The following is a 23,375-nucleotide window of genomic DNA, read 5'->3' as shown; positions in this document are numbered from 1 at the left end:
ACATTTCACCAAGGAAAATCTAGGATAACTCTTTTTTATAGATCTAGTATTATAACTGTGTTATCTAGAAGTAAAAAGACGAAAGCAACTCTGCCATCGTCCTAAATTTCTTCTTTAGTTATCATTTCCTCAATTTGTTTCAGTGCTCCCGGCTCTACACCTTCGATTGCTGAAGCGGCTTCTTCTAAAGCTGAATAGTAATCATAGCTTCTAAAATATTCCTCTGCTCTTTGTAAACCTTCTGCAAGGTTTCGATTTCTTGCACGGTAGCGGTTCCCATACTGTATGACTTTCTCGACTAACACGACTGTCTCAATCATTTCAACCGATTTATTATAGAAAACATCTACTGCTTCAATGGCGTTCTGCAAGAAATCTTGTATAGCCTTAATATTCAAAGGTTTTTCATTTAAGCTTTTAAAAACATCTTGAATATGTTTATTAACATCATCCATTAATTGTTTATAATCATCTGGAAGCCCTGGTATATTACTTTTGGTAATTAGCCTTGTTGCCTCATTCGTTTTTCTTCTTAATTCAGTAAGTTTATCACGTGCTTCTAATTCATCTTTTCGCAAGTTTTGTAAATGTAATGAGAAATCGTGTTGATCCTGGTTTAGCTTTTCTATCCCTTCACGTATTTCTCTTAAATCAGCACCAAGAATCGTAAATGCAGAATGGTCTTCTGTAATCTTAGTTTCAAGGACTTCAAATCTCTTCGTTAATTTTGTTAATTGTTTCTCCAGACTATAAGGCGTATTCAATTCTCCGTCTAATAATTGATAACTTTGTTGGACAAAATTAACTTCCTCTTTAATTTGCTCGTTTGATTCTTTTATTCTCTCTAATTGGTTCTTTGTTTCTTCACGATTTTTAATGATAAAATGCTTTTCATGAACCTCTTTTTCTAGCAATTCATATAATAGGTCTATTTTTTCCTTTTGTTCATATATTCCTGACTCAACTTCTTTAACTTCTGTTTTCACAAGAAGATCCGTATTGATCTCTAACGACTTTCTTAATTCTTCCAATTCTTTATCCATGTTTAGGTGATCCAATATGAAACCTTGGTCAATCATTTCTTTATATCCTTCTTCAATCTCATTTAATTGTGAAGGGATGATGTTAACCTCAGTAATTAAGTCTGGAATTTTTTCGATTTTTTCTGTAAGTGTTTGAATTTCATCCTTTAGCATGATGACTACTTCTCTTGCCTTCAAGTAATCACCATTTGCTGTAAGATCATTGTAAACAACAAATTGTTCCGATAAAGAGTCTAATTTCTTTTCTAATGCATCAATTGATGTTCCATATGTATGGCGCTGAATCAATAATGTCTTTTTTATTTTTTTATGCTCGGCACTGAGCTCCTCCATTTCAGCACGATTTGACTCCTCACTGCCGATCAATTCATTTAACTCCCCAAGAATTTTATCTATTTTCGCATCAATGTTTGTTAGAATGGCTTCTATTTTTTGATTCGACTCCTTTGCCAACTTAAAACGATATTTGTCCGTAAATTCCTCAGAATCAAACAGGTGATCTTCAATATCAGGTAGTTCTACAGCAACAATGTCATCCCAATTTTTTCTCCATCTTTCAAACATTTCCTCGGTTTCACCGGTCATGTTAAGCTGTTTTACTTTTCCTAGTTCGTCTATTACGGGACGATTCATAATTTCAATTTTCCAAGATTCAAGTCGATCAATTTCTTTATAAAATTTTTTCTTAATAATATAACCACTTACAAATATGATGAGAATAATTAAGATTGCGCCGATGACTAACTCCATCGTAAGCCTCCTGTTCCAACGTTCACTTATCTATTTTTAATAAATCAATTAATTAAATATGTAATGTAGTATTAATGATACCATGTAACGACAATTTTTGACTATTAAATTAAACATTTTTTACAATTTTCGTAGAGCTTTCTAGTTCATTTGTATGATTTATAAAAAAAAGAAGGATGGTCCAGTTATGTACTGAATCATCCTCTTAACGAACTAATACACCAATTCACTGGGAAAAGAGCGACAAACTATACGAAAACAGCCTATATTAGACAGGAATATTCAATCGACTATTCCTACTTACTAGTGATTCTTCAATCCACCTATCAAGATGCTGATAGTATTTTTCAACAAAGTATCGCTCATGAGGAGAAACATTCCAGACCTCACGTAAGTACTGCCCATTAAGAAATGGCATGGTTAACAAACTCCTTAGTTGAATAATCAAAAAATGAATATCTGAATTCGAAAATACTTTTCCTGCATTTATCTCTTCAATTAATTTTTTAATTAAATATCTTTCCTTCATGAAGTATGATGAGGTAATTTCTCTAACAATTTGAGAGTCAATGGATACCTCTCTCCAAACGAATCGTGCTAATAAATGATTGGTACTTTGAAAATATAAAATCTTGTAGATGGCTCTTTTTAAACAATTTTCTGGACGATCAAATTTTAATGATTGAACTTCTTCCTCAAAAAATGCCAGATAGGCTTCAAAAAAATGAATAAAGCATTTTTCCAGAAGGCCCTGTTTTCCGTCGAAATAATAGGATATATTTGCAGGATTCACCCTTGCTTTTTTTGCAATATCTCTCACCGATGTTCCCGAATATCCTTTAATATTAAATAATGATATGGCTGCATCAATAATCGAATCCTTTGTAGACATCTTCGCCATCTGATATCCCTCATTTCAATCATTTAACTTGAATCAATCATCTATTTATGCTAAAAGTAATTCAACTGTTTAATATACTATTTCTTGTTGATCCAAATATTTTCCTTTAAGAAAATATCGACAATATCCTGTATAATCAACGAGAATTTGTTGCTTTAAGTAAAAATTTGTTGAGATTGGGTGATGACTATGTTTCATACAACAGCCTATGAAGGTACACGAGATGAAAAATATCAATTAGTAAAGAAGCAACTTACTGCACTTATTGAAGATGAGTCTAATATGATTGCAAATTTAAGTAATGCAGCAGCCCTACTGAATCAGTTTTTAGATCGAATCAATTGGGTAGGTTTTTATTTAGTAGAGGGAAATGAGCTCGTATTAGGGCCATTTCAAGGACTCCCTGCATGTGTTCGGATACCTTTTGGGAAAGGTGTTTGTGGTACTGCGGTCAAAGAACGTAAAACTTTAAGGGTCGAGGATGTAAATCAATTCCCAGGCCATATTGCCTGTGACTCTGCTTCACAGTCAGAGATTGTCGTTCCAATTATAAAAAATAATGAAGTAATCGGTGTATTAGATATTGATAGTCCAGAAATCAATCGGTTCGATGAAGTTGATGAGATACATTTAAAAGAATTTGTTGACGCTTTAGTTAAACATTTATAAGTTAAATTGTTGATAGATGAAAAAAGGAGTTTTCCGTTACTGGAAAGCTCCTTTTCACACTACTTATTACCAATCTCTTGTACAACTACTTGATTCTTTCCCAACTCTTTTGCAAGGTATAGACCAATATCAGCCCGATTAAAAAGATTCGGCACCTGATCCTCTCTATTCCTCGTCCAATAGGAAACCCCACAAGAGATTGTCACTTGAGGATTTGTATTTTCATAGACAGCTTTCACTAATCTATTCGCTACACGAGCTCCTACTTCCAATGGTGCACCCGGAAGATAGATTGCTAGTTCTTCTCCTCCCCATCGTGCCCCAATATCAGTTTGACGAATATTTTGATTAATTAATTTTGCTACTTGTATTAAGATTTCATCACCAATTTGATGTCCATATGTATCATTGACTACCTTAAAATTGTCAATATCCAATAGGAGGAATGTTCCTTCTTCATCATTCTCCATGGATCGTTGGATTGTATCATTTAAATAGTTTTTTGCATATAGTTGTGTCAAATGATCTGTTATTACCATCTTTTCCAATTCCTCTCTTAACATTGAATTGGTGACAGCTAATGTTGAATGATGAATTAAAGACTGAAATAATTTAAACATATCAAATGTAAAATAATAAGGTTGTTCATTTAAAACAACACAGAACCCTTTAATGGTTTCCCCTTCAATCATAGGTACAGCCATTAAGGATGAATAAGGAGATAAATGTTCCATTTGCTTTTTAACATTACTAAAAATAATTGATTCCTTTCTTTTCATCATTACATCTGTAACAAAATCAAGATATTCCTTACCTTGGGATGTTGTAAAAAAATCATGACTTCCATCCAAAATCGTTCTTTTTTCTTCATTTAATAAAAAATATCCAGTAATATTTGTGTGAAATGATTTTAATATTTGTGAGTTAAGAAAATGTAAGGTTTCATCTAATCTTGCTGATGAATTTAATCGATGTGACGTCTCATTAATCAACTGTAGATCCTCAACTAATCGTTGAGATTGTTCATATAATTTAGCGTTTTCCAATGCACTTCCACCAGTATTTGCAAGTAAACGAATAAATTCTACTTCGCTATTTTGAAAAACAAAGGAAGAAAAGGTGACTACTTGCAATACACCATAAACACCTTGTTTACCGCTTAATGGGGCGTATAGCATCGTTTTTTGCTGAGGTTTTTCCACAATATTGGTTTCCCCATTTAGAAAGGATTTCATCACAGCTTCGTCTGCGTCATCAAATTGAATTTCTTTTATCGGTAAATTCTTATCATGTTTAGTATCATTCGACAATAGTAAAGTATATGTAAAGTGTGGAAAAACTCTTCTGAGTGTATTTATAATTTCATATAAAATTGCATCCACATCCATTGAATCGTGAAATGTTTCAGTCACTCTAAATAATTCTTTAAATTTCTTTTCCTCTTCCACAATACAAGAGATGCTTTCTAAAACACTAATAAATTTTCCACTCTCATATATAAAAGAAGTTTGGTGCGGGGCAATATATTTATTCAGACTATCTTCATTACTACATAAAAACAAACAGCCTACTTCTTGTCCCTTATATATAAAATTAAATGCTGAATTAAACCCCTTAAAAAGCATTGGATATTCCGCAAGCTTTTTTCGATCAACATAATTAGATTCACTAAACAAAGACTGTATTATTTCTTTATTTATACAATTTGGATACTCAATCTCTTCATTTGAGTATGTATATTCCAAACAAAGCTGATTATTAATTTCCTTCTTTCTCTTATAAAAAACTGCTTTTCTGACTTCCAAACACTCTACAAGGATGGATATCCATTCAGTAATTCTTTTATCTTTAGGGGCTTCCATTAAATCAAATAGTCTAGATTTATAATATAATAAGAAATTTTGTACGCTTAGATTCATTTTTTATCACCTATAGAATCAATTTCAATTTTTAAATTTCAATAATAATCCTTAATACCTATTTATTTCCGGATTTCATCTAGTACTATTATACTATATTCTATTTTTTTTGCATTATCTTCTTAACAATTTATTATTAAGCTATTCAAGCTAACTTGACTTTCTAATTTATCCATCATATAATACTCTTTGTGTAAAATAATGCAGCCTTTGCGGACAACTTTATGATCGTATGTTGTTCCCGTTTTAGATTCTATTTCTAAAATGAGGTGTATCGCGTAACCCTCTGCTGCTAGGGCGATGGTACATGAAAACAATATACACTTAATTTTTGTTCACACCTGGTTTTTATTTTATACAAAATAAAAACAATGAAGGAGGAGTCTTAAATGGCTCGTTATACTGGTCCAAGTTGGAAATTATCACGTCGTCTTGGCATTTCTTTAAGCGGAACTGGTAAAGAACTAGAAAAACGCCCTTATGCACCAGGACAACATGGTCCAAACCAACGTAAAAAATTATCTGAATATGGTCTTCAATTACAAGAGAAGCAAAAGCTTCGCCATATGTATGGAGTAAATGAACGCCAATTCCATAACACTTACTTAAAAGCAGGAAAAATGCAAGGTAAGCACGGTGAAAACTTCATGATTCTTCTTGAATCACGTTTAGATAACCTTGTATATCGTCTAGGTTTAGCACGTACTCGTCGTCAAGCACGTCAGCTTGTTAACCACGGTCATATTCTTGTTAATGGTAAGCGTGTTGATATTCCATCTTACCGCGTAGCACCTGGTCAAACAATTGGTGTTCGTGAAAAATCTAACAATTTATCTATCATCAAAGAAGCAATCGAAGTTAATAACTTCGTACCTGAATACCTTACTTTTGATGCAGATAAACTTGAAGGTACTTTCACTCGTTTACCAGAACGTTCTGAATTACCAGCAGAAATTAACGAATCATTCATCGTTGAGTTCTACTCTCGTTAATAGTAATTTTAAAAGCCTAGAAAACATTGATTTATCAATGTTTTCTAGGCTTTTTGTATTTTTTAGGTTTGTAGAATATGTATTCTCATGTAAATGATTGGAGGACTTTTCGGGCTGCCTTTTCTAATAAGTGGATAGACGAGATCCCATTCATTTTATACTGCTTTCCTCCTTATTCTAGAACATTAAGAATAAAGCATGTGGTCCATTATCCCGAGATGGTCATGAATCATTGAAACTAAGAGTTAATAATGTAGTAGGTGTTATTGGATCTATAAATGCGATAAAGATTTTAATAAATGGAGAAACAAAATAAACCGTCCACGCGGGCGGTTTTAATCTAAAATCTTAATTTCTATAACATCGGTGAAATTTATATACTCAAATTCAGATTTCATTGTCTTTATCTTAATTTGCTTGGATAAAGGATCTAATTTAATTACTCTTCCAATACTATTTTTTATAAAACCCTGATCGAAGATGCTGAATTCCAGCAGTAACTTATATTCTTGTGCATACTTTATCCGTTCTTCAAACTCCTGAACCTGGTATTCATCAATCATTGGTCTACTTTGTCTATTTAGATCCACTTTCATATCCTTTAACATCTTGATATGTTCGGGGAGCATAAGTGATACCCATTTCTTATTACCTCTGTCACGAATCATGCTTTATGCCCCCCAACAAGTGCTGAACGTTTCAGTGATGTTCCAGCTTCAGTAAAAGATACAGCTCTCAATAATGCTGCGGAACCAAAGCGATCCCTTATTTTATCTACAACATAACCTAAGTCATGTAATTTCAATTTATCAGGCTCAAATAAATTTAATTGTAATGTCACATCATCTGTGATTTTTGAAAGTGTTATTGATATTTGACGTACACTTTTCCCCTCATAAAATTGATGAAAAAGCTTTAAACACTCATTATAAATATCCATTGTAACATTAGTTGGTTCATCAATAGTATGTGATCGATGGAATCCCCCTCCAAAATCAGAGTCACTGTATCCAATGCCTAAGCTTATTGTCCGTCCTGCCTTTTTAGCAGATCGCGCCCTACGTGCAACTTCCTCGCACATTTCCAATATTACCGCCTTAATTTCATGCTCCTCTTTATAGTCACGAAGGAGTATTTGTCCTTTTCCATAACTTATTTGCCCTTGTAAAAGTGGTGCGCCTAGATCAGATAAATCTACTCCCCAGGCATGATGATAAAGTTGGTTTCCAATTATTCCAAATTTCTTTTCTAACATTTCCAAAGGATACTTTGCTAATTGTCCTACATTAAAAATCCCCATTCTATTTAAATTTCTTTCCATTCTCCTCCCTATCCCCCACATTTCACTTAACGGAGACACTGGCCATAGTTTGGTTGGGATATCTTCGTAGGTCCATACAGCAATACCACTTGGTACTTTTTTAGATTCTAAATCTAAGGCTAATTTTGCCATAAGCATATTAGGTCCAATACCAATAGTGCAGGGCAAACCAAAATTTTTGTAAATCTCATCTTTGATCATCTGTGCAATTGTATAAGCATTACCAAAAAGATTTTTCAAGCCATCGACCTTAATAAAGCTTTCATCAACAGAATAAACATGAATATCTTCCATTGGAGCATACCTATTAAAGATTTTTATGATTTCTGTAGATATTTTTAAATATGAAGACATTTTAGCCTCTTCTATTATAATTCGCTTATCATCCGGAATATTAAAAAGCCTAGAAGATGCTGATTTAACACCAAATTCTTTTTTTAATCGTGGTGAGGCAGCAAGCACAATACTACCAGGTTGCTCTTTGTTACCAACTACAGCAAGATAACATGTCATTGGATCCAATCCTCTCATTACGGCGCTGCAGCTAGCGTAAAACGACTTCATATCGATACAAAGAATTTGATTATGTGGAAGTTCATCGTAATTAATCATTATTAAGCCCCTTTTCTAAGATGTTTTCTAACAGGGCCAATCGATAAAATGTTACTCATACTAAATGTGCGAATCTGGTTTCTTGTATAGCAATATGCACGAAAATAATTTTCTCCAACTTTCTTCACTTTGATAATACGTTGAGTGATCTCACCTTCATTGGACAGATAAATCATTTCAAGCCTTTCACCAGCAGTTGAAGCTTTATGAAGTAACCCTTTCATCGATTGTCCCTCCTATTTTCTAATGATGGGCAGTTGATATCTGCAATATATCCATAAAAGGAATCTTTATTGTTTCCATTTTACTTTCCACATGTATTAATTTTGTTGAAGTGATGGTGCCTTACGTTTGTTGAACTTCTCCTTTCTCCCACACTGTAAGGTTAACTAAAGTTTTGTCTTGAAATGCTTCAGCAAGCATACTCCCTAATTCCTCTAATTCAAATTCATCGCGAGTAGGTCTTTGAGGTTTAGTTTTTTTTAGGAATTTTTACCCCATTATTTATTACCTCTATATAATACGAACTATTGTTCTTATTATATGCGAACAACTGTTCTTTATTCAATGTTTTTTACTGGAAAATAAATAGAAATTATTTGGGAGTAATGGTATAAATTTTTATAGATACCAAGTAAATAGGAGTAGACGAAAGAGATATGCATTTAATCGAAAAGAAAGATTATTTCAGTGCCAATATGACTCAAAGACCATTAGATGTTAACTTTTCATATACATCAACTAAAGAAAATAAGTTTATAGGTTTCAAGAGAATATTGTTTAAATAGTTTACAATCAAATAAAAGTTAATGTAAAAAAGAGGTCAAATTTCTATAATAAAGGGAATAGTGAAACTCAAATATTATTTTCAGCAATACTTTATAAAAATTTATCACAACGATAGGATGTGGGTATTTTGTCAAACCATATAAGGATACGAGCTGGGGCAATAATTATTAAAGATGATTTAGTTTTATTAACAGAATATAATGACCCGATTAGAGGACTTGTTTATGATTTCCCTGCTGGTGGGGTGGAACCAAAAGAATCAATTATAGAAGCAGTAAAAAGGGAAGCTAAGGAAGAGGCGAGTGTTAACGTAGAAGTAGGTCCATTAGCTTTCGCTTATGAATATGTACCGCACCTTAATAACAATAAATTTGGTAAAACTCATACATTAGTAATGATGTTTGATTGTGTTATCAAAAAAGGTTCCTTCCCTAAACTACCTGAAATTCCCGACCCTAATCAGACTGGTGTTAAATGGATACCACTAGCAGAATTAGAGAAAATAGAACTTTATGCAAATATACAAAGCCAATTAAAGAACTATACCTTTCACAAACGAAATATTGATTTAATTCAAGAACACAACATTAAATACGAAGCCGATTGATAAAAAATACATATGTTGAATTACAAATTTCATTTTATGACTGAGCGCCCATGTTGGTCTTATTGTATGTATTGCAATAAATTCTTTATAGTTAGTACATATAAATCTGAAACATAATCGGCTTATTGGAACTGTTTGTTTATTGGAGTAACATTGGGCTTATAAACATCTTTTCAACTTAACACAAGAATAATACGGTATAGGGTTATAGAGTATTTGTCTTACTAAAAATGGGTAGTAGTGCTAGTACATATGACCAGGCCACATTATACATAGCGAATATAATAATTTTGAAAAAATTAATAAGGAGGAATTTTAAAATGGAAAGAAGGCGAAATAACAATACAAATGTTGATGTTGACACAGATATTGACAATCGTTTAAGAAATGAATCCGAATCAGAGGCTGAGTCAAATGTACGCAACTTTGATAGAAATACCAATATAGCTCGTGCAACAGTAACGAACTCAGGTAATTCAAGAGTAGATGTTCGTTTAAAAAGCAGAAGTAATTCGAACGTTAGAGCTGAACAAGAACAAGAAAACGACCAGGATCAAGACCTTGATATTGATATTGATGTTGATGTTGAAGAGAGACGTAGACGTAGAGAATTCGATGAAAGTTTTTAACTTTTTACCATGGATGGAGTTTTTAACTTCATCCTTTTACAATACAGGTTAAAAAAATGTACGTTAAAGGGTGCTTTCGCTTGAATTACTGGCAAAGCTTTTTTTATTTTAGCATAGGTTTATCAATTACTAACTAACTAACTTTATTAAACTACGTGGGCAAGAGTTAAAGAAGATTAAGTCGCTACGGAGATTTTTTTTGTTTCCCAAACGGGGTAGGTTAGCTTCATAATTTCCCCTCTATTCTTTATATATTCTTTCCTTTCAAGCGATATTGATTAATAAGAATAATTTATAAAAACATGTAAAAGACGCTGAATATTCTTAAAGCCAGCGTCCGTTTTTTTTTCTAAAAAGTTTTTTAAAATGACTTACATTAACAAGGAAACTTTTTAATCTTTATTCTCTTAAGTAATTCCTTCACTTCTGTATACCTTTTCCGTAAAATTATCAAATGTCTTTTCGCATTCCTCAATACGTGTTATTGCTTGTTTTTGCAATTGGCATTGAAAAAAATCTCTTTTTTTTATTTTTATTAACCAATTTTTTAACCGTCGTAATTCAACTTCATTCTCTTCAATTTCACGGAATGAAAAGTTGGCTTTCTTTGTTTCATTTTCTATTTCATTTAAAAACTTTTCCGATTCCTCAATAAATTCCTGATATTCAAGTGTACGTTCTTGATTAAATTCCTCTAAAATTGTTTCTTCGGATTTTGTGGATAATTTTTCAACTTCTAAAAGAGTAATTTCTCCACCATTTTCAACAATAAGTAATTCTAATTTTTTTAATCTTTTAAGCAGCTCTTTCGTATTTGGACAAATGCAGACAGATTGTTGAATGTAATGAACCCCTATTGATTTAAGATTTCTCCATACCCTAACTCTAATTGAAGACGGTTCAGAAGGAATTTTATATGCAAAAATAATCCAACCATTGAATCCCATAAAGTTTAAAACCCCTTAAGTGAATTTTTCTCTTATTTTACCATAACTTTAAAAGTGTAACATCTGTTGCATTATTAAATATCATAAGTTACACTTTTATTGTAAAAAGAAGCATCTTTATTGGAGGATTCATACGTGGGGGAAGCAATTGCAAAATTAAAATCTAAAGCGAATAAAATAAAACAAAATATTTTTGTTTTAATAGAAGCCTCCAAACACCCCCGAACTCCTATATTAGTAAAATTCTTATCCATTATTGTCGTAGCATATGCATTTAGTCCAGTTGATTTAATTCCTGATTTTATTCCAGTGCTAGGTTATTTGGATGATATTATCCTTATCCCACTAGGAATTATCTTAGTATTGAAATTGATACCGAAGGATGTCCTTCAGGAATGTTGGAATAAAGTAGAGAAATTAGAGAAGATAAACTACAAAAATTGGGTTGCTGGAACAATCATCATACTCCTGTGGATTGTGGTTTTATTTTGGATTGTAACTCTATTCATTCAATAGGAGTGGAACATTAAAACTTATATTAAAGAGGGGAAGAGACATTATCAATTCTTTTTGAAATCTTTAAAACTCTGGTCATGTTACCACTTTCATTTTTAAAATGAAATCCCCACTGTTAATCGGTTTTATCAGTGCTATAATTTTTATTTTTTCAATCATTTCTTGGATAATACAAAAAGTTAAAAGTTTATTAACCTTTTTTCATCCCACTGAAATCATTTCATTGGGCATTACTAATAATAACCTTTGTTATCAATAGTTTATTTTATATTTTACAATGATAAATAATCTTTCCAGGTGGATGATATGTGGAGTAGCATAAGGTTATGTTTTGAACATTTTGGATACTTTAGCATTTTTATTGTTTAAATTGGAGATGTAAATTGATGAATGAGATTATCCAGTTATTAAATCATTATGGATATATTGTTTTGTTCTTATCACTTTTGTTGGAACTTATAATCGTCCCTATTCCTAATGAAGCATTAATGAGTTATGTAGGTGTTCTTTGCTATCAAGGGAAAATGAATATCATTCTTTCCATTCTCTTTGCAGGGGTTGGTGGCGTGGTGGGAGCTACTATATCTTATTGGATAGGATATAAACTTGGAGTTCCGTTTTTCAGGAAATTTGGTCACTATTTTCACATGGGCCCAGAAAAAATGGAAAGAATGTCCAAGTGGTATGGGAAGTATGGAAAAGTTTTGCTAATTATTTCTTATTTTATTCCTGGAGTCAGACATATTGCCAGTATTATTACTGGTGTGATTAAGCTACCATTTGTTTCATTTTGTATCTTCTCCTATATTGGAGTTTTTCTTTGGGTAGGGACATTCATAGCTCTGGGGAATGTTTTCGGGCCTCAATGGGATCAATATCAAGGGGAAATAAAAAAATGGGTAGTATTGTTCAGTATCGTAATCGGTTTTTTTGCACTTATCTATTTTATATTTAGAACAAATAGAAATTATATTAAAGAATCGATAGTTCTACTACATCAGGCTGCTTTTAGAAGGTTTAAAAGTTTTTTAAAAATAAAGTTTTTAATTTTGGTCATCTTCATTTTATTTATCACCTTTTTTACATTAATGGTTGGACTAATTCAAGATCTTATCAGTAATGAATTTGGCCATTTAAACATCATAGTAAATACCCTTATTTTTACAATATTTAATATTCATTGGCATTGGATAATGTATTCTTTATTTTCCCTTTCATCTTGGAAGGTCTTGGGTGCAATTGCACTATTAACAATAGTTGTAATCTTTATTAATAGAAAAAATAAATGGCTTGAGTTGACCTTTTTTGTTTCAACATTAATTGGGGGGGTTCTTTTTTCAAAAGGAATTCGATGGATATTTCATTACATGCTTAGTAAAAATAATATCAGTCCTGATTTTCCAAATAGTGAAGCAGCGCTTTTTCTGATGACCTTTGCTTTTTTCTTTATTATGATGATGCGCCATAGCAGAAATTATTTTTATATAGGTGCAATGTTTTTTGTGTTTATCTTTATTTTAGCCGCGTATTTTATTAGTGGAATTTATGTTCATCATCTCAAACCAAGTGATTTATTAGCAGGTTATGTTTTTAGCGCAGTTTGGGTAACTGGTATGGTATTTACAATGGAGATGTTCCGTCTAATATCTCTAATAAAAAGCGATTTAACTAAAGATAAATGATGTGAAAATACAAATTCTTATTTTATATTGATATATAATCCGTTGTTCAATCTAATAATTTAACTTTGTTATTAAGTTTGCGAAAAAATGTACTTAAACTGGAAGGGGCGTTAGTTAAATAAGAAAAAGCCCCTCTCTATTGAGAAGAGCTCATTTTTTTGTTCAATTAATTTATTATTTAACTCTCAATACTTGTCCTACATAAATTGTATAATTCGCATCAAGACCATTCCAATCACGTATCTGCTGAATAGTGCTTCCATACTGTCTACTTAGTGAATATACTGTATCACCCGCAATAACAGTGTGATAAACTGCCCCACTCTTCTTTTGTAAATTAAAAGCCTTAGCTAAGCCATTCACATGACCACGAGCTACATCTGTTATCCAAGAATCACTTTTCATTTTTGCCGCGTCATTAGCATTATCAATAAATCCATTTTCAGTTAAAAGAGCAGGCATATTAGATTCACGTAGTACATGAAGGTTACTTTGTTTTTTCCCTCTATCCGATAATTGATTAAGTTTCATTACTTCATTATGAATAGTAGATTGATAAGTAGTTGTCGGAGTACCTACTCCAGGATAAACAAAGCTTTCAAATCCAGTTCCACCCCCAGCATTAATATGAATGGACAAGAAATAGTTAGCTCCCCATGAATTAGCTGCATTTGTACGGTCACTTAATGTTGGATACGTATCCCCTGTTCTAGACATAAGAATAGATACATCGCTGTACTCATTTAAGAGAAAATCCCTTATTTTTGTAGCAATCTTTAAAGTAATATCCTTTTCTTGAATCCCATTACCTACTGCACCTGGATCACTACCACCATGACCTGGATCTAAAAATAATTTAAACATTTAGCATCTACTCCTTTAATATATAAAATGATTTTCCTTACTATTTGGTACAGGCTATCTGACAAAAAAATTGATTGATTACTTAGTAACCCTCTAACTTTTAAAACTTCTCTTTGTTTCTTTCCTTTTGCCGTAAGTTTTTGAACCAAACAATTGAAGCAGTAAATCCACCTGATAATAATACTGTTTGTTCTTCCTCTGTTTCTGGTATTTCATAAAGTCCGAATCCCTCTAGAAACTAATTCACTAAAATAGCCAATATGACATTACCTTTATCCATTGATCTCACCTCCTTTCAAGCAATAAAAAAAGACGATTACTCTTTGAATGGTAATCGCTCCTCCATGTCATCTAATTTTGTTATAATGATGTCGTACTTTGTACTAAACCTTTTAATGATTTCATTCTGATCATCAATCGTTTGATATAATTGTTTTTCTCTTTCTTGGCTTTCCTTTCTTGAAGAATAAAAAAGCCAAACAAATAGGACCGCAAAGGGTCCTTGTGTTAGGAAATATTGTGCTAAACTTGCATCCATATGTTATCACCACCTATATAAAAAAAAGCCTTGATCGATTCAAAGCGTTGCTGAGGTCTTGGTGTATGTCTTAGCCTGGTATGATTCACATTTAGTAGTGAGAGATGCACTAATTACCATTCCAAATAACAAAGTTTAAGTAGCGCCAATACATGACCCGCCTCCATATAAAAAAGCACCCAATATTTTGGATGCTTTAAATTTCTATATGACTAAAACACGGGTAAGGATTTGCACCTTACATGAAACTAGGTTTAAAGGGAGAACACCATAATATATACATATAGCGTTAGTTTCTTATCCCCCTTGCCAAGCGTCTACCTATTCCGCCACCGTGCAATTACATTATCTTTTCTTCACTAATATATTACATTGGACGCCAAGAATACCATTCCTTAGTTGCTGCATTAGTTCTTCGCATTTGTAATCCCCCAGAGTTTGTATTCTGGTTATATGGAATACCCAGTTGCATTGCATTTGCGTCACTATGACGAATGTGCAATACTGCCCAACTATTATTAGCATTTGGTACGCCAGCAGCATTTCTATCACACCAATATATTCCTGAATCTTCTAGGGAATTTAGGTCTTTAACAACTTTTACTGTTCGAGAAAACATACCTACAGAATTAGTTGTATCATCAAGTTTCTTTTTCACTTCACCGATATCTTCATGAATATTCGCAAGATCTATATCTCTAGGGATTTGCATTTCCTTAGAAAAATATAAGAAATCCGGAACAGGTCTTTCAGTAAAACCTTTATCGTCGATAGGTGTATTTAATAAATGTCCTCGAATAACAGTTTCTGTAGAACCACCACCATCAAGCATATAGGCAAACTGTACATTTTTCGCTAAAAGAATACGAATGACATCCTTATCAAACATTCCTGCTTGGTCTGGTTTTCTCCCTTCACAAGTAAAAAACACCAGGTCTTTATTGGCCATTTGTCCAATGACTTGTCTAGGATTTCTTACAGAACCATTTGCGTTCGTATCAAGTATACTCTGTGGTACAGCAACTCCATTAGTAATTAACGGAGTGAAAGCTGTCAATGCATTCACACAACCACTATTTAGCATTTCTTGAGCGGAAGTACCAGGATTAAAATATGTTAGAGTATTATCGGCTTTAATTCCTAAAGTATATCTTTGAAGTGTTTTATTCTCATTAAGAATCTGTGAATTAAAGATATGAGTACCAGTAATTTCCTTAGTTGTCGTATTGAAAATTGAAGCATTCACAGCAAAAGTAACTCTATTATCATTAGCAAATTTCCTCACAGAAATAGCCTTATTATCTTCAGTAGTTGCAGGTGCAAAACCTCTTTTTAATTTAATTAAGTTTCCATCTGAATCCTTATTTTTCACCGTTGTTATCCAATAGTCTGTCCCAGACTCTTTATCTCTGTCTTTTACAACTTTAATGTCTTGTACAAATGCAGAGTTATTAAGTATTGTGTTTCCATCCTCTTGTTGTAGTTCAGTAGTATAGGTTTCCATAATTATCTCTCTCCTTGTTGTGATTAATATTATCCGTATTATCTAGTAATCTATTTTTTAATTTATTTCATAACATCACCCCCTTTAGGCATAAAAAAAACACCCAATACTTTGGATGCTTTCCCTTTTTATATTCCCTTTTCCTTTAGAACAACAGCTTTTAAAAACCAACGATCTTGCTTCATTTCTTTAATGAGTATTATTTTCCCATTGCCCAAAATTCTTTTAATATTTTACTCTTGTCATTTCTTAGGGATTATAAACAATGTAACCTGAAATGGAGTAAAAAGAAAAGGAACCAACGATTGCTGGCTCCTTGATAAATTGTCTATGATATAAATTTATCACATAAATCCCCTTTTGTTCTGTCGTTTTCCTGCCATAGTTCTGCCATTATATATTTTTAAATTCATTTCAAAAAGCAATGAATATTAATGTAAGAATATATTGTTCGCATTAACTCTGATCTTACTTCATTCGCATGACGATATATTATTATATATTTTTTGACTTTATCTCAAATAGGTGTACCTGTAACAGAAAGTAGATAAATTAGGTTTGTTCATGTCTATGATAAGAAATATCTCTTTTATAAACTTCTAATCGTAAGGCAAATGCCAATTTATAAATAGCTCTTGATTTAATTCTGTGGTAAGTTCTTTCGCTTAAATTCATGTTGTTGTAAACCTCATAATCATAAACATCATCTTCGGTCATATATCGATCTATTAAAATGGCTCTTTCTTTATACCCAAGGCGATTCACAGCCATACTAATGCGTCTAATGTATTCACTTCTTTCCCTTTCATAATCAGCATTGGCAACAGCAGCATCTTCTGTTGAAGAATAAAATTTATTTGTTTTTGCAGGCGGTACAATTGAGAAATCTTGAGTTACTCTCGGTAAACGATCTAATTCTTGAGTAAGAAGCATAATACGGTATTTTTCTAATGCTTTTTCTACATTTTTCTTTGTTTCTACGCGATTAATTTGATCTAATTGAAAATCTAACTGTTTCATTTTATCACCCTCGACCTTCTACTTTCTACGGATTGCTCCACCTCTACCACGTCTATAAGTATCTCGATTCACTCCCATAAGATCTTTTATCTCATCATCAGATAAACTGTCTAATTTCCGCCTTCTGTTCGTCTCATGCTCTTTTCTAATCAAAACCTTATGTTGTTTTTCCCATTGATTTAGTTGTTCTTTAAATGATTTATTCATTTTTTCATCCCCTTTTAAACAAATAAAAAAGGACACGATACGGCAGCATAAAAAGTTGTCGTTTCGTGTCCTCACGCTTTCGGTCTTGGACTCTTCTATTTCCTCATAATCTTTATCATGAATGAAAGGTACAATCAATTTAGTATTTTCTTCTGTTAAGAAAGAAATCACCCTTGAATATAATGAATGATATCTCTAAGATTACTGGTGCAATACAATTAATTGGGACGCTATTACCTTTTTTAAAAAGTCTTTTCTCTAACATTGTTGCTATTTAAGTAAAGCTATAACTAATAATTATTAACTGAGGATCGCTACACATTATCTATCTCAATTTTTGTGAAGGAAACATAATTAAAACCCTATCAATTTTTAAAAAAGTTCACCCTCTTCAAACTTAATTTTAGTAGCTTTCCCCTTAGCTGTCTCTATAATTGTAAAGCCGTGTTCAACGGCTTCTACCCACTTTGCTTTTCTTTGATTTCCATCTAAAATGACAACTAAAACTTTCCCAAGTTCAAGTTCCTTTTTTATTGACATATCCTCTATATTAATTTCTAGTTCTTTTGCTCTCACCAATACCCCTCCTAATGGGATTATTAAGTTAGCTGACGGGATGATTTTGACTCTGTTTAACAAGGTTCTTTTCTTAAACATTGTTGCTATTTAAGTAAAGTTTATATAATAACTATCGACTGAAGATCGCTACACATCTAGGATCACAAAGATTGTTGAATAAATTTGATCCGCCATTCTCTTAAAATGGAATACTTGCTAATCTCTTATCTTTAGTTTCTTTAAATAACACATACTTTGGGTTTTTCAAAAGCCTCGATACTAATTTCTTGTCATACAATTTGAAAAGGACTTCGCTTGATAAATTAGTTGTTAGAATAGTCGCTTTATCTTGTCTTGTAGAAGTAATAGCATATAAAATCCGTTGCACAAAGTCTGAAGCTGTTTTATCCGTATCAATGGCTCCTGTTTCAGCTCCAACATCATCTAGTGCTAGGAAGTCTACGGACGAGAGTAAATCAACAAAGTACCGTTCTGTATATTTACTTTGACGATTGCTAAAGGAATCTTTAATCTTCCTCATCATGTCCTCAACATTTATAAATAAACATGATTTATTTAACTTGGCATGAATTGATTCTTTTAAGAATGGAATAGGCTAAATGACTTTTCCCCGTTCCTTGTATACCTTGCAAAAATGGATTAAATACTTGTCCACTTTTTAATCTCTCTGCAATTTCGATGCACGTGCTTTTATTTTACCGCTCTTCTTGAATACTTGTTTCATAATTTTCAAATGAAGCATTTAAAATGGTTTGATCAGTTATAATGCTTTTATTTAAAAATATGTTATATATTTTCTGACTCTGAAAACCATCATAGTAAGCTTGTACCTCATTTGTTAAAGCTTGATGCTCTTTTTCTAATTCGCATCGAGGGCAAACAACGTGTCCCCCGATGACCATTTTTTGAATAGGATTTACAATCTCTTTCCCATTCTTTCTGTATGTATGTTCTTGGCAGTATTCAGAATGGAAGATCATACTCTTCTGCAAACTGTGCGGTTTCGTTAGTTTTTCTATTGGATCCACCGCCTTTTTGATTTAGATAGGATTCAAACTTGGTTCCAAACAATGTCTCTGGTCTTAGAAATTTATTCATTTTATCATCATTCAGCCATTCTACTGATTTCTTATCAATGACATTTTTAAAATCCTCTAGTTTAAATCCTTCATTCCATCGTGCTTTAATTAAATTTTGTGTTTTCTTAGATGTAAACCGATACGAAGAATTCGTTTTTAAATTTAGATATGAAACGACTTCCACATATGGAATAAATTCTTTTTCTTCTTTTTCTTCTTTTTCTAATTCTTTTTCTTGTCCACCTGACGTTGACGATTCGTAATACGCCTCGTATAAACTTTTGATTTCATTTTTTTCGATTCGTTCAGCAACATACTTAATTAATGATGTATCTTTAACAGCTTTTAGCTCTGACTTAACGCAATCTATAATTGGCTTTCCACCTTTATTGAAGTTATATCTTCCCCAATTTTTAAGTGCTATTTCTCGTGATTCAGTACTAAAACGAACTATTTTATGATGATTAATAAATCTCTCTAACAAGACATTTACACTTTCAAGTGAGTAACCCATATCAAATGCCATTTGTTTTTTTGTAATTTGGTAGATTCCTATTTGAGTAGTATTAGAATTTGTAAGAAGATATAAAAAGAAATACTTGTCCTCTGGTGTCATTTCTTCAACCACTTTAGGATCATCCCAAAATTCAGTATGAACCATTCGAAACCTTGCCATATCCTCACCTCTTATTGTTTGGAAATAACATAATGATAAGGTAGTTGTAATTACATTATTTTCTTATTTGCAGTACTTACTGTTATTTCTTTCTCGATAACCATCTTTATATAACCAATACCTTTCAGCATTCCTTTGATAATTTCTGTAAATAACCTTTTGTTCTGTATCATATGATTTAGTTAATTGAGAAGTATTTAAAATAGATTAGATTTAATTTTTATAGAAAAAAATGCTCTAATCAGAATGCCTATAAGAATTACTATAGGTACTAAAAAGAATAGGATTCATTTGAATTAACTCCTCTTCTTAAATTCGTCTGTCCACGCCCTAGTCATTACCATTCATTATTTCATCCTTCAAGACCTTGACTGTAAAACCAATATGTTTTCCTTCATTCGAGAATCATGTAAAAAAGAAAAAGTCATTTTCTAAAAATAATTGCATGCGGGTTTCTTTTTTGGTTTAATTCAATATTAATTTGATTAAAGGACAAGAATGTTCACCTCCTAAACACCATCGGTACTCTAAGTACCATTATCAATAAAAAAATAAAAGAGCCAAAATAGGTATTGACAGTACCATTATTACTACCTATACTCAATAATAGGTACAAAAAATACCCTCAAATACAGACGATGTCTTTAAATAGTTCTTCTGGTGTGGAATTCAATTCCTTACATAATTTATACATTAAGGGAATACTAGGATTGACTCTTCCATATTCAAGACTTTTTATATGCTCGAAACTTACACCTACTAACGTTGCAAGTTCAGTACGGGTTAATCTAAGAGCTTGCCTTGATTCAATAAGTGCTTGTCTTTTTTGAGCAGTCAACAGTTTTTCACCTCACTTAACATTTGATGTACCTTGATTATAAATGGTACTTATAGTACCGTCAATTATTTTTAAGACTATTTTTATATTTTTTTCAGGGGGAACATTTATGTCTTTAGGTAAAAGGATAAAAGAGCGTAGATTAGAAAAGGGGTTAACTCAAGAAGATGTAGCTAAAAAGTTAGGTATGGGACGATCAAATTTAGGTCATATCGAACGTGGAAGAACTAAGCCAAGTGCAGAAGTCTTAAATCAAATTGCAAGTATCTTAGATACGACCACAGATTACTTACTTGGTAGATCTGAAAAGAAAGATGAAACTTTTAACCCAGAACTTACAGAAAAAGATGAAAGAGATATAAAAAAAGAACTTCAGAAAATGATTGATGGTTTAAACAACAAAGGGAGTTATGCTGCATTTGATGGTCAAACTCTCGACGATATGGATGATGAGGATCGTGAATTATTGATTGCTTCATTAGAGAATTCTTTAAGATTAGCTAAAAGGATTGCAAAACAAAAGTTCACTCCTAAAAAATATCGTAAGTAGGTGTTTAGATGTTATCAATAAAGGGGAAAGCCAATGAACTTATAGATAAATATGGGACAAACTGTCCATTTAAGATTGCAAAAATGATGGGAATAATTATAACTTATGAAAATTTAGGAAATACACTAGGATATTTTAGTAAAAATTTCAGGGTTCCTATTATTCATATTAATGAAAAGGCGAGTGAATATGGAAAAAAGTTCATTTGTGGTCATGAATTAGGACATGTAATTTTGCATCCAGAGGTAAATACTCCTTTCTTAAAAAAGAGTACCTTTTACTCTGCTGATAAGAAGGAAAAAGAAGCAAATATATTTGCAATAGAATTATTATTTCCAGACAGTATGTTGGAAGTAGAAAATATCACTTTATATGAAGCATTAGAACAATATAAAATTCCAAAAAACTTAACGAAATTAAACTACTAAAATTTTTTTACCTTCAATGGAAACATTGTTAAAGGATATAACCAGAAAAAACTGCACCACTATTGTTAGTGTTATTGATTCTAACAATTATGGTGCAGATGATTTCTATCTATTATCATTAATAACGGATAAGGTAATACTTTTTCTTCCCTCTACGTATAATCGTAAATTGCTCTTCAATACGATCCTGTTCACCTAGCACATACTGTACATCTGTATTTCTATCGCCATTAATATAGACTGCTCCATTCTGAATATCTTCACGAGCTTGTCGTTTAGAAGGTGAAATTTTAGCTTCCACTAATAAGTCAACTAACCCTATTTCTTCGCTATTACTGAAATTGATCGATGGAACATCCTTAAAGCCTTGTTTTATTTCTTCAGCTGTCAAATTTTTTACTTCCCCACTGAAAAGAGCATCTGTAATTTTTATAGCTTGCTTTAACGAATCTTCGCCATGTATTAAACGAGTCATTTCTTCTGCTAATGCTTTTTGTGCATGACGTAAATGTGGCTCTTCTTCAACAGCTTTCTCAAGCTTCTCGATTTCATCACGAGATAAGAATGTAAAGTATTTAAGATACTTCACAACATCTGCATCTGCTGTATTAATCCAAAATTGATAGAATTCATATGGTGATGTCTTTTCTGGATCTAACCATATTGCTCCACTTTCCGTTTTGCCAAATTTCGTTCCATCTGCTTTTGTCACTAAAGGAATCGTTAAGCCAAAGGCTTTTTCCCCTTCAGGATTCATTTTACGAATCAACTCTAAACCAGTCGTAATATTTCCCCATTGGTCACTTCCACCAATTTGCATTCTACAGTTATGATTTTTGTGTAGATGGTAGAAATCAATAGCTTGTAAAATCGTATAAGTAAACTCAGTAAATGAAATACCTGTTTCAAGGCGAGATGCAATTGTATCTTTTGCTAACATATAATTAACACCAATGTATTTCCCGTAGTCACGTAAAAATGTGACTAAATCCATTGATCCTGCCCAATCATAGTTATTTGTCATAATTGCGCCATTTTCGCCTTCAAAATCAAAGATTTGTTCCAGTTGTTGCTTAATACTTTTCACATTATATTCAACGGTTTCTAATGTTTGAAGCTTACGTTCTTCCTTCTTACCACTTGGGTCTCCAATGAGGCCAGTAGCTCCACCAACTAAAACGATGGGACGATGCCCTTCTCTTTGAAATCTTCTTAACGTTAGAAATGGAAGTAAATGACCAATATGCATACTATCAGCAGTTGGATCAATCCCACAATACAGGGAAATTTTTTCCTTATCTAATACTTCACTGATTCCATCCTCATCTGTTTGCTGATAAATAATACCTCTCCATTGTAATTCCTCTAATAAATTCATGCTACCAACTCCTTCATGTAAAAAAAATATAGTTTTCAATTAGTGAACGATTTTCTGAAAAACCAATTCAATTAGAAATTTGTAGAGAAATAAAAACGTCCCTTCGCAATCATGCGAAGGGACGATTATTTACCGTGGTACCACCCAACTTGAGAAAAATATAATTTCTCCACTCTTGTTCTATAACGGTTTAATCCGTTTACTGCTACTTACATTTTTCACAGTAAAAGCTCCAGGAAGTAATTCATCTAAGCTATTTGTATCGATTCTCACCAACCATCGACTCTCTACAATAACAGGGATAGAAAGACTACTTTTTCCTCTCAATGCTTATTCT

At 32.3% G+C, this 23,375-nt stretch carries 27 protein-coding genes and 1 other annotated feature; of the genes, 8 read left to right on the top strand and 19 right to left on the bottom strand.

Going from position 1 to position 23,375, the window contains the following annotated elements:
* Nucleotides 1-101 precede the first annotated feature (101 nt).
* Both ezrA and refZ read right to left on the bottom strand, forming a co-directional pair.
* Complete coding sequence (ezrA, locus tag MHI39_RS08005; RefSeq protein ID WP_058006056.1) at nt 102-1,793, bottom strand: septation ring formation regulator EzrA; 1,692 nt, start codon at nt 1,791-1,793, stop codon at nt 102-104.
* Between the two features lie 268 nt (nt 1,794-2,061).
* On the bottom strand, nt 2,062-2,694 hold the full coding sequence (refZ, locus tag MHI39_RS08000) for a forespore capture DNA-binding protein RefZ (RefSeq protein WP_058006057.1): 633 nt from the start codon (nt 2,692-2,694) through the stop codon (nt 2,062-2,064).
* A gap of 189 nt (nt 2,695-2,883) precedes the next feature.
* Between refZ and MHI39_RS07995 the strand changes: the two genes are divergently transcribed.
* On the top strand, nt 2,884-3,363 hold the full coding sequence (locus tag MHI39_RS07995; RefSeq protein WP_058006058.1) for a GAF domain-containing protein: 480 nt from the start codon (nt 2,884-2,886) through the stop codon (nt 3,361-3,363).
* A 59-nt stretch (nt 3,364-3,422) separates the two neighbouring features.
* On the opposite strand, the gene MHI39_RS07990 is transcribed toward MHI39_RS07995, so the two are convergent.
* The gene (locus tag MHI39_RS07990) at nt 3,423-5,282 is read right to left on the bottom strand and encodes a diguanylate cyclase (RefSeq protein ID WP_342541008.1); all 1,860 of its coding nucleotides are present in this window, start codon (nt 5,280-5,282) and stop codon (nt 3,423-3,425) included.
* Between the two features lie 389 nt (nt 5,283-5,671).
* On the opposite strand from MHI39_RS07990, the gene rpsD reads away from it, so the two are divergent.
* Nucleotides 5,672-6,274 (top strand): 30S ribosomal protein S4, encoded by a 603-nt coding sequence (gene rpsD / locus MHI39_RS07985; protein WP_058006060.1) that lies wholly within the window; start codon nt 5,672-5,674, stop codon nt 6,272-6,274.
* A 335-nt stretch (nt 6,275-6,609) separates the two neighbouring features.
* On the opposite strand, the gene MHI39_RS07980 is transcribed toward rpsD, so the two are convergent.
* The 4 genes from MHI39_RS07980 to MHI39_RS07965 form a co-directional block, all read right to left on the bottom strand.
* Nucleotides 6,610-6,942, bottom strand: a complete 333-nt coding sequence (locus tag MHI39_RS07980) for a YolD-like family protein (RefSeq protein WP_058006061.1) — start codon at nt 6,940-6,942, stop codon at nt 6,610-6,612.
* A complete protein-coding gene (locus tag MHI39_RS07975) occupies nt 6,939-8,207 on the bottom strand; it encodes a UV damage repair protein UvrX (protein WP_058006062.1) in 1,269 nt (422 codons plus the stop codon). Before MHI39_RS07975 ends, MHI39_RS07980 begins: the two co-directional genes overlap by 4 nt.
* Nucleotides 8,208-8,209: 2 nt before the next feature.
* Nucleotides 8,210-8,431 carry a hypothetical protein gene (locus tag MHI39_RS07970; RefSeq protein ID WP_058006063.1) on the bottom strand — a complete coding sequence of 74 codons (222 nt, stop codon included), beginning with the start codon at nt 8,429-8,431 and terminating at the stop codon, nt 8,210-8,212.
* A 121-nt stretch (nt 8,432-8,552) separates the two neighbouring features.
* Nucleotides 8,553-8,630, bottom strand: a complete 78-nt coding sequence (locus MHI39_RS07965) for a hypothetical protein (protein ID WP_313902939.1) — start codon at nt 8,628-8,630, stop codon at nt 8,553-8,555.
* Between the two features lie 493 nt (nt 8,631-9,123).
* Here MHI39_RS07965 and MHI39_RS07960 point away from each other — a divergent pair, with 493 nt between their 5' ends.
* Both MHI39_RS07960 and MHI39_RS07955 read left to right on the top strand, forming a co-directional pair.
* Nucleotides 9,124-9,603 carry an NUDIX domain-containing protein gene (locus tag MHI39_RS07960; protein ID WP_071976953.1) on the top strand — a complete coding sequence of 160 codons (480 nt, stop codon included), beginning with the start codon at nt 9,124-9,126 and terminating at the stop codon, nt 9,601-9,603.
* A gap of 320 nt (nt 9,604-9,923) precedes the next feature.
* Nucleotides 9,924-10,232, top strand: a complete 309-nt coding sequence (locus MHI39_RS07955; RefSeq protein ID WP_342541007.1) for a hypothetical protein — start codon at nt 9,924-9,926, stop codon at nt 10,230-10,232.
* Nucleotides 10,233-10,639: 407 nt separating this feature from the next.
* Here the strand turns inward: MHI39_RS07955 and MHI39_RS07950 are convergent, their stop codons facing one another.
* Nucleotides 10,640-11,179: a Chromate resistance protein ChrB gene (locus tag MHI39_RS07950; RefSeq protein ID WP_216385030.1), complete on the bottom strand. Its 540-nt coding sequence runs from the start codon at nt 11,177-11,179 to the stop codon at nt 10,640-10,642.
* Between the two features lie 135 nt (nt 11,180-11,314).
* Here MHI39_RS07950 and MHI39_RS07945 point away from each other — a divergent pair, with 135 nt between their 5' ends.
* Nucleotides 11,315-11,695 (top strand): DUF1232 domain-containing protein, encoded by a 381-nt coding sequence (locus MHI39_RS07945; RefSeq protein ID WP_216385032.1) that lies wholly within the window; start codon nt 11,315-11,317, stop codon nt 11,693-11,695.
* A 386-nt stretch (nt 11,696-12,081) separates the two neighbouring features.
* Entirely contained in the window at nt 12,082-13,377 is a 1,296-nt protein-coding gene (locus MHI39_RS07940; protein ID WP_071976949.1) for a VTT domain-containing protein, read from the top strand.
* Between the two features lie 174 nt (nt 13,378-13,551).
* Here MHI39_RS07940 and MHI39_RS07935 read toward each other — a convergent pair whose 3' ends face one another.
* From MHI39_RS07935 to MHI39_RS07890, 10 genes are all read right to left on the bottom strand, one after another.
* Nucleotides 13,552-14,241 carry an N-acetylmuramoyl-L-alanine amidase gene (locus tag MHI39_RS07935; RefSeq protein ID WP_058006916.1) on the bottom strand — a complete coding sequence of 230 codons (690 nt, stop codon included), beginning with the start codon at nt 14,239-14,241 and terminating at the stop codon, nt 13,552-13,554.
* Between the two features lie 316 nt (nt 14,242-14,557).
* A complete protein-coding gene (locus MHI39_RS07930) occupies nt 14,558-14,779 on the bottom strand; it encodes a BhlA/UviB family holin-like peptide (protein WP_058006917.1) in 222 nt (73 codons plus the stop codon).
* 367 nt (nt 14,780-15,146) lie between these two features.
* Nucleotides 15,147-16,283 carry a phosphodiester glycosidase family protein gene (locus MHI39_RS07925; RefSeq protein ID WP_071976948.1) on the bottom strand — a complete coding sequence of 379 codons (1,137 nt, stop codon included), beginning with the start codon at nt 16,281-16,283 and terminating at the stop codon, nt 15,147-15,149.
* A gap of 552 nt (nt 16,284-16,835) precedes the next feature.
* A complete protein-coding gene (locus tag MHI39_RS07920; protein ID WP_058006919.1) occupies nt 16,836-17,303 on the bottom strand; it encodes an ArpU family phage packaging/lysis transcriptional regulator in 468 nt (155 codons plus the stop codon).
* A gap of 18 nt (nt 17,304-17,321) precedes the next feature.
* Nucleotides 17,322-17,510, bottom strand: coding sequence for a hypothetical protein (locus tag MHI39_RS07915; protein WP_071976946.1), 189 nt, complete (start codon nt 17,508-17,510; stop codon nt 17,322-17,324).
* Nucleotides 17,511-17,882: 372 nt separating this feature from the next.
* On the bottom strand, nt 17,883-18,086 hold the full coding sequence (locus MHI39_RS07910; RefSeq protein WP_235849540.1) for an XtrA/YqaO family protein: 204 nt from the start codon (nt 18,084-18,086) through the stop codon (nt 17,883-17,885).
* Between the two features lie 181 nt (nt 18,087-18,267).
* A complete protein-coding gene (locus tag MHI39_RS07905) occupies nt 18,268-18,609 on the bottom strand; it encodes a hypothetical protein (RefSeq protein ID WP_342541005.1) in 342 nt (113 codons plus the stop codon).
* Between the two features lie 175 nt (nt 18,610-18,784).
* Entirely contained in the window at nt 18,785-19,069 is a 285-nt protein-coding gene (locus MHI39_RS07900) for a hypothetical protein (protein WP_342541004.1), read from the bottom strand.
* Nucleotides 19,053-19,844, bottom strand: coding sequence for a conserved phage C-terminal domain-containing protein (locus MHI39_RS07895; protein WP_071976945.1), 792 nt, complete (start codon nt 19,842-19,844; stop codon nt 19,053-19,055). Before MHI39_RS07895 ends, MHI39_RS07900 begins: the two co-directional genes overlap by 17 nt.
* A gap of 625 nt (nt 19,845-20,469) precedes the next feature.
* Entirely contained in the window at nt 20,470-20,682 is a 213-nt protein-coding gene (locus MHI39_RS07890; RefSeq protein ID WP_071976944.1) for a helix-turn-helix domain-containing protein, read from the bottom strand.
* Between the two features lie 109 nt (nt 20,683-20,791).
* Between MHI39_RS07890 and MHI39_RS07885 the strand changes: the two genes are divergently transcribed.
* Complete coding sequence (locus MHI39_RS07885) at nt 20,792-21,232, top strand: helix-turn-helix domain-containing protein (RefSeq protein WP_058005578.1); 441 nt, start codon at nt 20,792-20,794, stop codon at nt 21,230-21,232.
* Nucleotides 21,233-21,240: 8 nt separating this feature from the next.
* Complete coding sequence (locus MHI39_RS07880; RefSeq protein WP_058005579.1) at nt 21,241-21,660, top strand: ImmA/IrrE family metallo-endopeptidase; 420 nt, start codon at nt 21,241-21,243, stop codon at nt 21,658-21,660.
* Nucleotides 21,661-21,778: 118 nt separating this feature from the next.
* Here the strand turns inward: MHI39_RS07880 and tyrS are convergent, their stop codons facing one another.
* Nucleotides 21,779-23,038, bottom strand: a complete 1,260-nt coding sequence (gene tyrS, locus MHI39_RS07875) for a tyrosine--tRNA ligase (protein WP_342541002.1) — start codon at nt 23,036-23,038, stop codon at nt 21,779-21,781.
* A 114-nt stretch (nt 23,039-23,152) separates the two neighbouring features.
* Nucleotides 23,153-23,374: a binding site (T-box leader), on the bottom strand.
* Nucleotide 23,375 lies beyond the last annotated feature (1 nt).

Origin of the sequence: Heyndrickxia sp. FSL K6-6286 (assembly GCF_038630395.1) — a bacterium.
Classification (GTDB): domain Bacteria; phylum Bacillota; class Bacilli; order Bacillales; family Bacillaceae_C; genus Heyndrickxia; species Heyndrickxia oleronia.
Note: the sequence above shows the minus strand (reverse complement) of the source record. Positions and strands in the feature narration are given on the sequence as shown.

Coding starts and splice junctions, on each gene's coding strand:
- MHI39_RS07920 (WP_058006919.1), bottom strand. CDS start 17,303: ATGAAACAGTTAGATTTTCAATTAGATCAAATTAATCGCGTAGAAACA.
- MHI39_RS07935 (WP_058006916.1), bottom strand. CDS start 14,241: ATGTTTAAATTATTTTTAGATCCAGGTCATGGTGGTAGTGATCCAGGT.
- MHI39_RS07995 (WP_058006058.1), top strand. CDS start 2,884: ATGTTTCATACAACAGCCTATGAAGGTACACGAGATGAAAAATATCAA.
- ezrA (WP_058006056.1), bottom strand. CDS start 1,793: ATGGAGTTAGTCATCGGCGCAATCTTAATTATTCTCATCATATTTGTA.
- MHI39_RS07895 (WP_071976945.1), bottom strand. CDS start 19,844: ATGGCAAGGTTTCGAATGGTTCATACTGAATTTTGGGATGATCCTAAA.
- MHI39_RS07975 (WP_058006062.1), bottom strand. CDS start 8,207: ATGATTAATTACGATGAACTTCCACATAATCAAATTCTTTGTATCGAT.
- MHI39_RS07940 (WP_071976949.1), top strand. CDS start 12,082: ATGAATGAGATTATCCAGTTATTAAATCATTATGGATATATTGTTTTG.
- tyrS (WP_342541002.1), bottom strand. CDS start 23,038: ATGAATTTATTAGAGGAATTACAATGGAGAGGTATTATTTATCAGCAA.
- MHI39_RS07930 (WP_058006917.1), bottom strand. CDS start 14,779: ATGGATGCAAGTTTAGCACAATATTTCCTAACACAAGGACCCTTTGCG.
- MHI39_RS07880 (WP_058005579.1), top strand. CDS start 21,241: ATGTTATCAATAAAGGGGAAAGCCAATGAACTTATAGATAAATATGGG.
- MHI39_RS07980 (WP_058006061.1), bottom strand. CDS start 6,942: ATGATTCGTGACAGAGGTAATAAGAAATGGGTATCACTTATGCTCCCC.
- MHI39_RS07925 (WP_071976948.1), bottom strand. CDS start 16,283: ATGGAAACCTATACTACTGAACTACAACAAGAGGATGGAAACACAATA.
- MHI39_RS07915 (WP_071976946.1), bottom strand. CDS start 17,510: ATGAATAAATCATTTAAAGAACAACTAAATCAATGGGAAAAACAACAT.
- MHI39_RS07900 (WP_342541004.1), bottom strand. CDS start 19,069: ATGATCTTCCATTCTGAATACTGCCAAGAACATACATACAGAAAGAAT.
- refZ (WP_058006057.1), bottom strand. CDS start 2,694: ATGGCGAAGATGTCTACAAAGGATTCGATTATTGATGCAGCCATATCA.
- MHI39_RS07970 (WP_058006063.1), bottom strand. CDS start 8,431: ATGAAAGGGTTACTTCATAAAGCTTCAACTGCTGGTGAAAGGCTTGAA.
- MHI39_RS07990 (WP_342541008.1), bottom strand. CDS start 5,282: ATGAATCTAAGCGTACAAAATTTCTTATTATATTATAAATCTAGACTA.
- MHI39_RS07950 (WP_216385030.1), bottom strand. CDS start 11,179: ATGGGATTCAATGGTTGGATTATTTTTGCATATAAAATTCCTTCTGAA.
- rpsD (WP_058006060.1), top strand. CDS start 5,672: ATGGCTCGTTATACTGGTCCAAGTTGGAAATTATCACGTCGTCTTGGC.
- MHI39_RS07885 (WP_058005578.1), top strand. CDS start 20,792: ATGTCTTTAGGTAAAAGGATAAAAGAGCGTAGATTAGAAAAGGGGTTA.
- MHI39_RS07955 (WP_342541007.1), top strand. CDS start 9,924: ATGGAAAGAAGGCGAAATAACAATACAAATGTTGATGTTGACACAGAT.
- MHI39_RS07965 (WP_313902939.1), bottom strand. CDS start 8,630: ATGCTTGCTGAAGCATTTCAAGACAAAACTTTAGTTAACCTTACAGTG.
- MHI39_RS07905 (WP_342541005.1), bottom strand. CDS start 18,609: ATGAGGAAGATTAAAGATTCCTTTAGCAATCGTCAAAGTAAATATACA.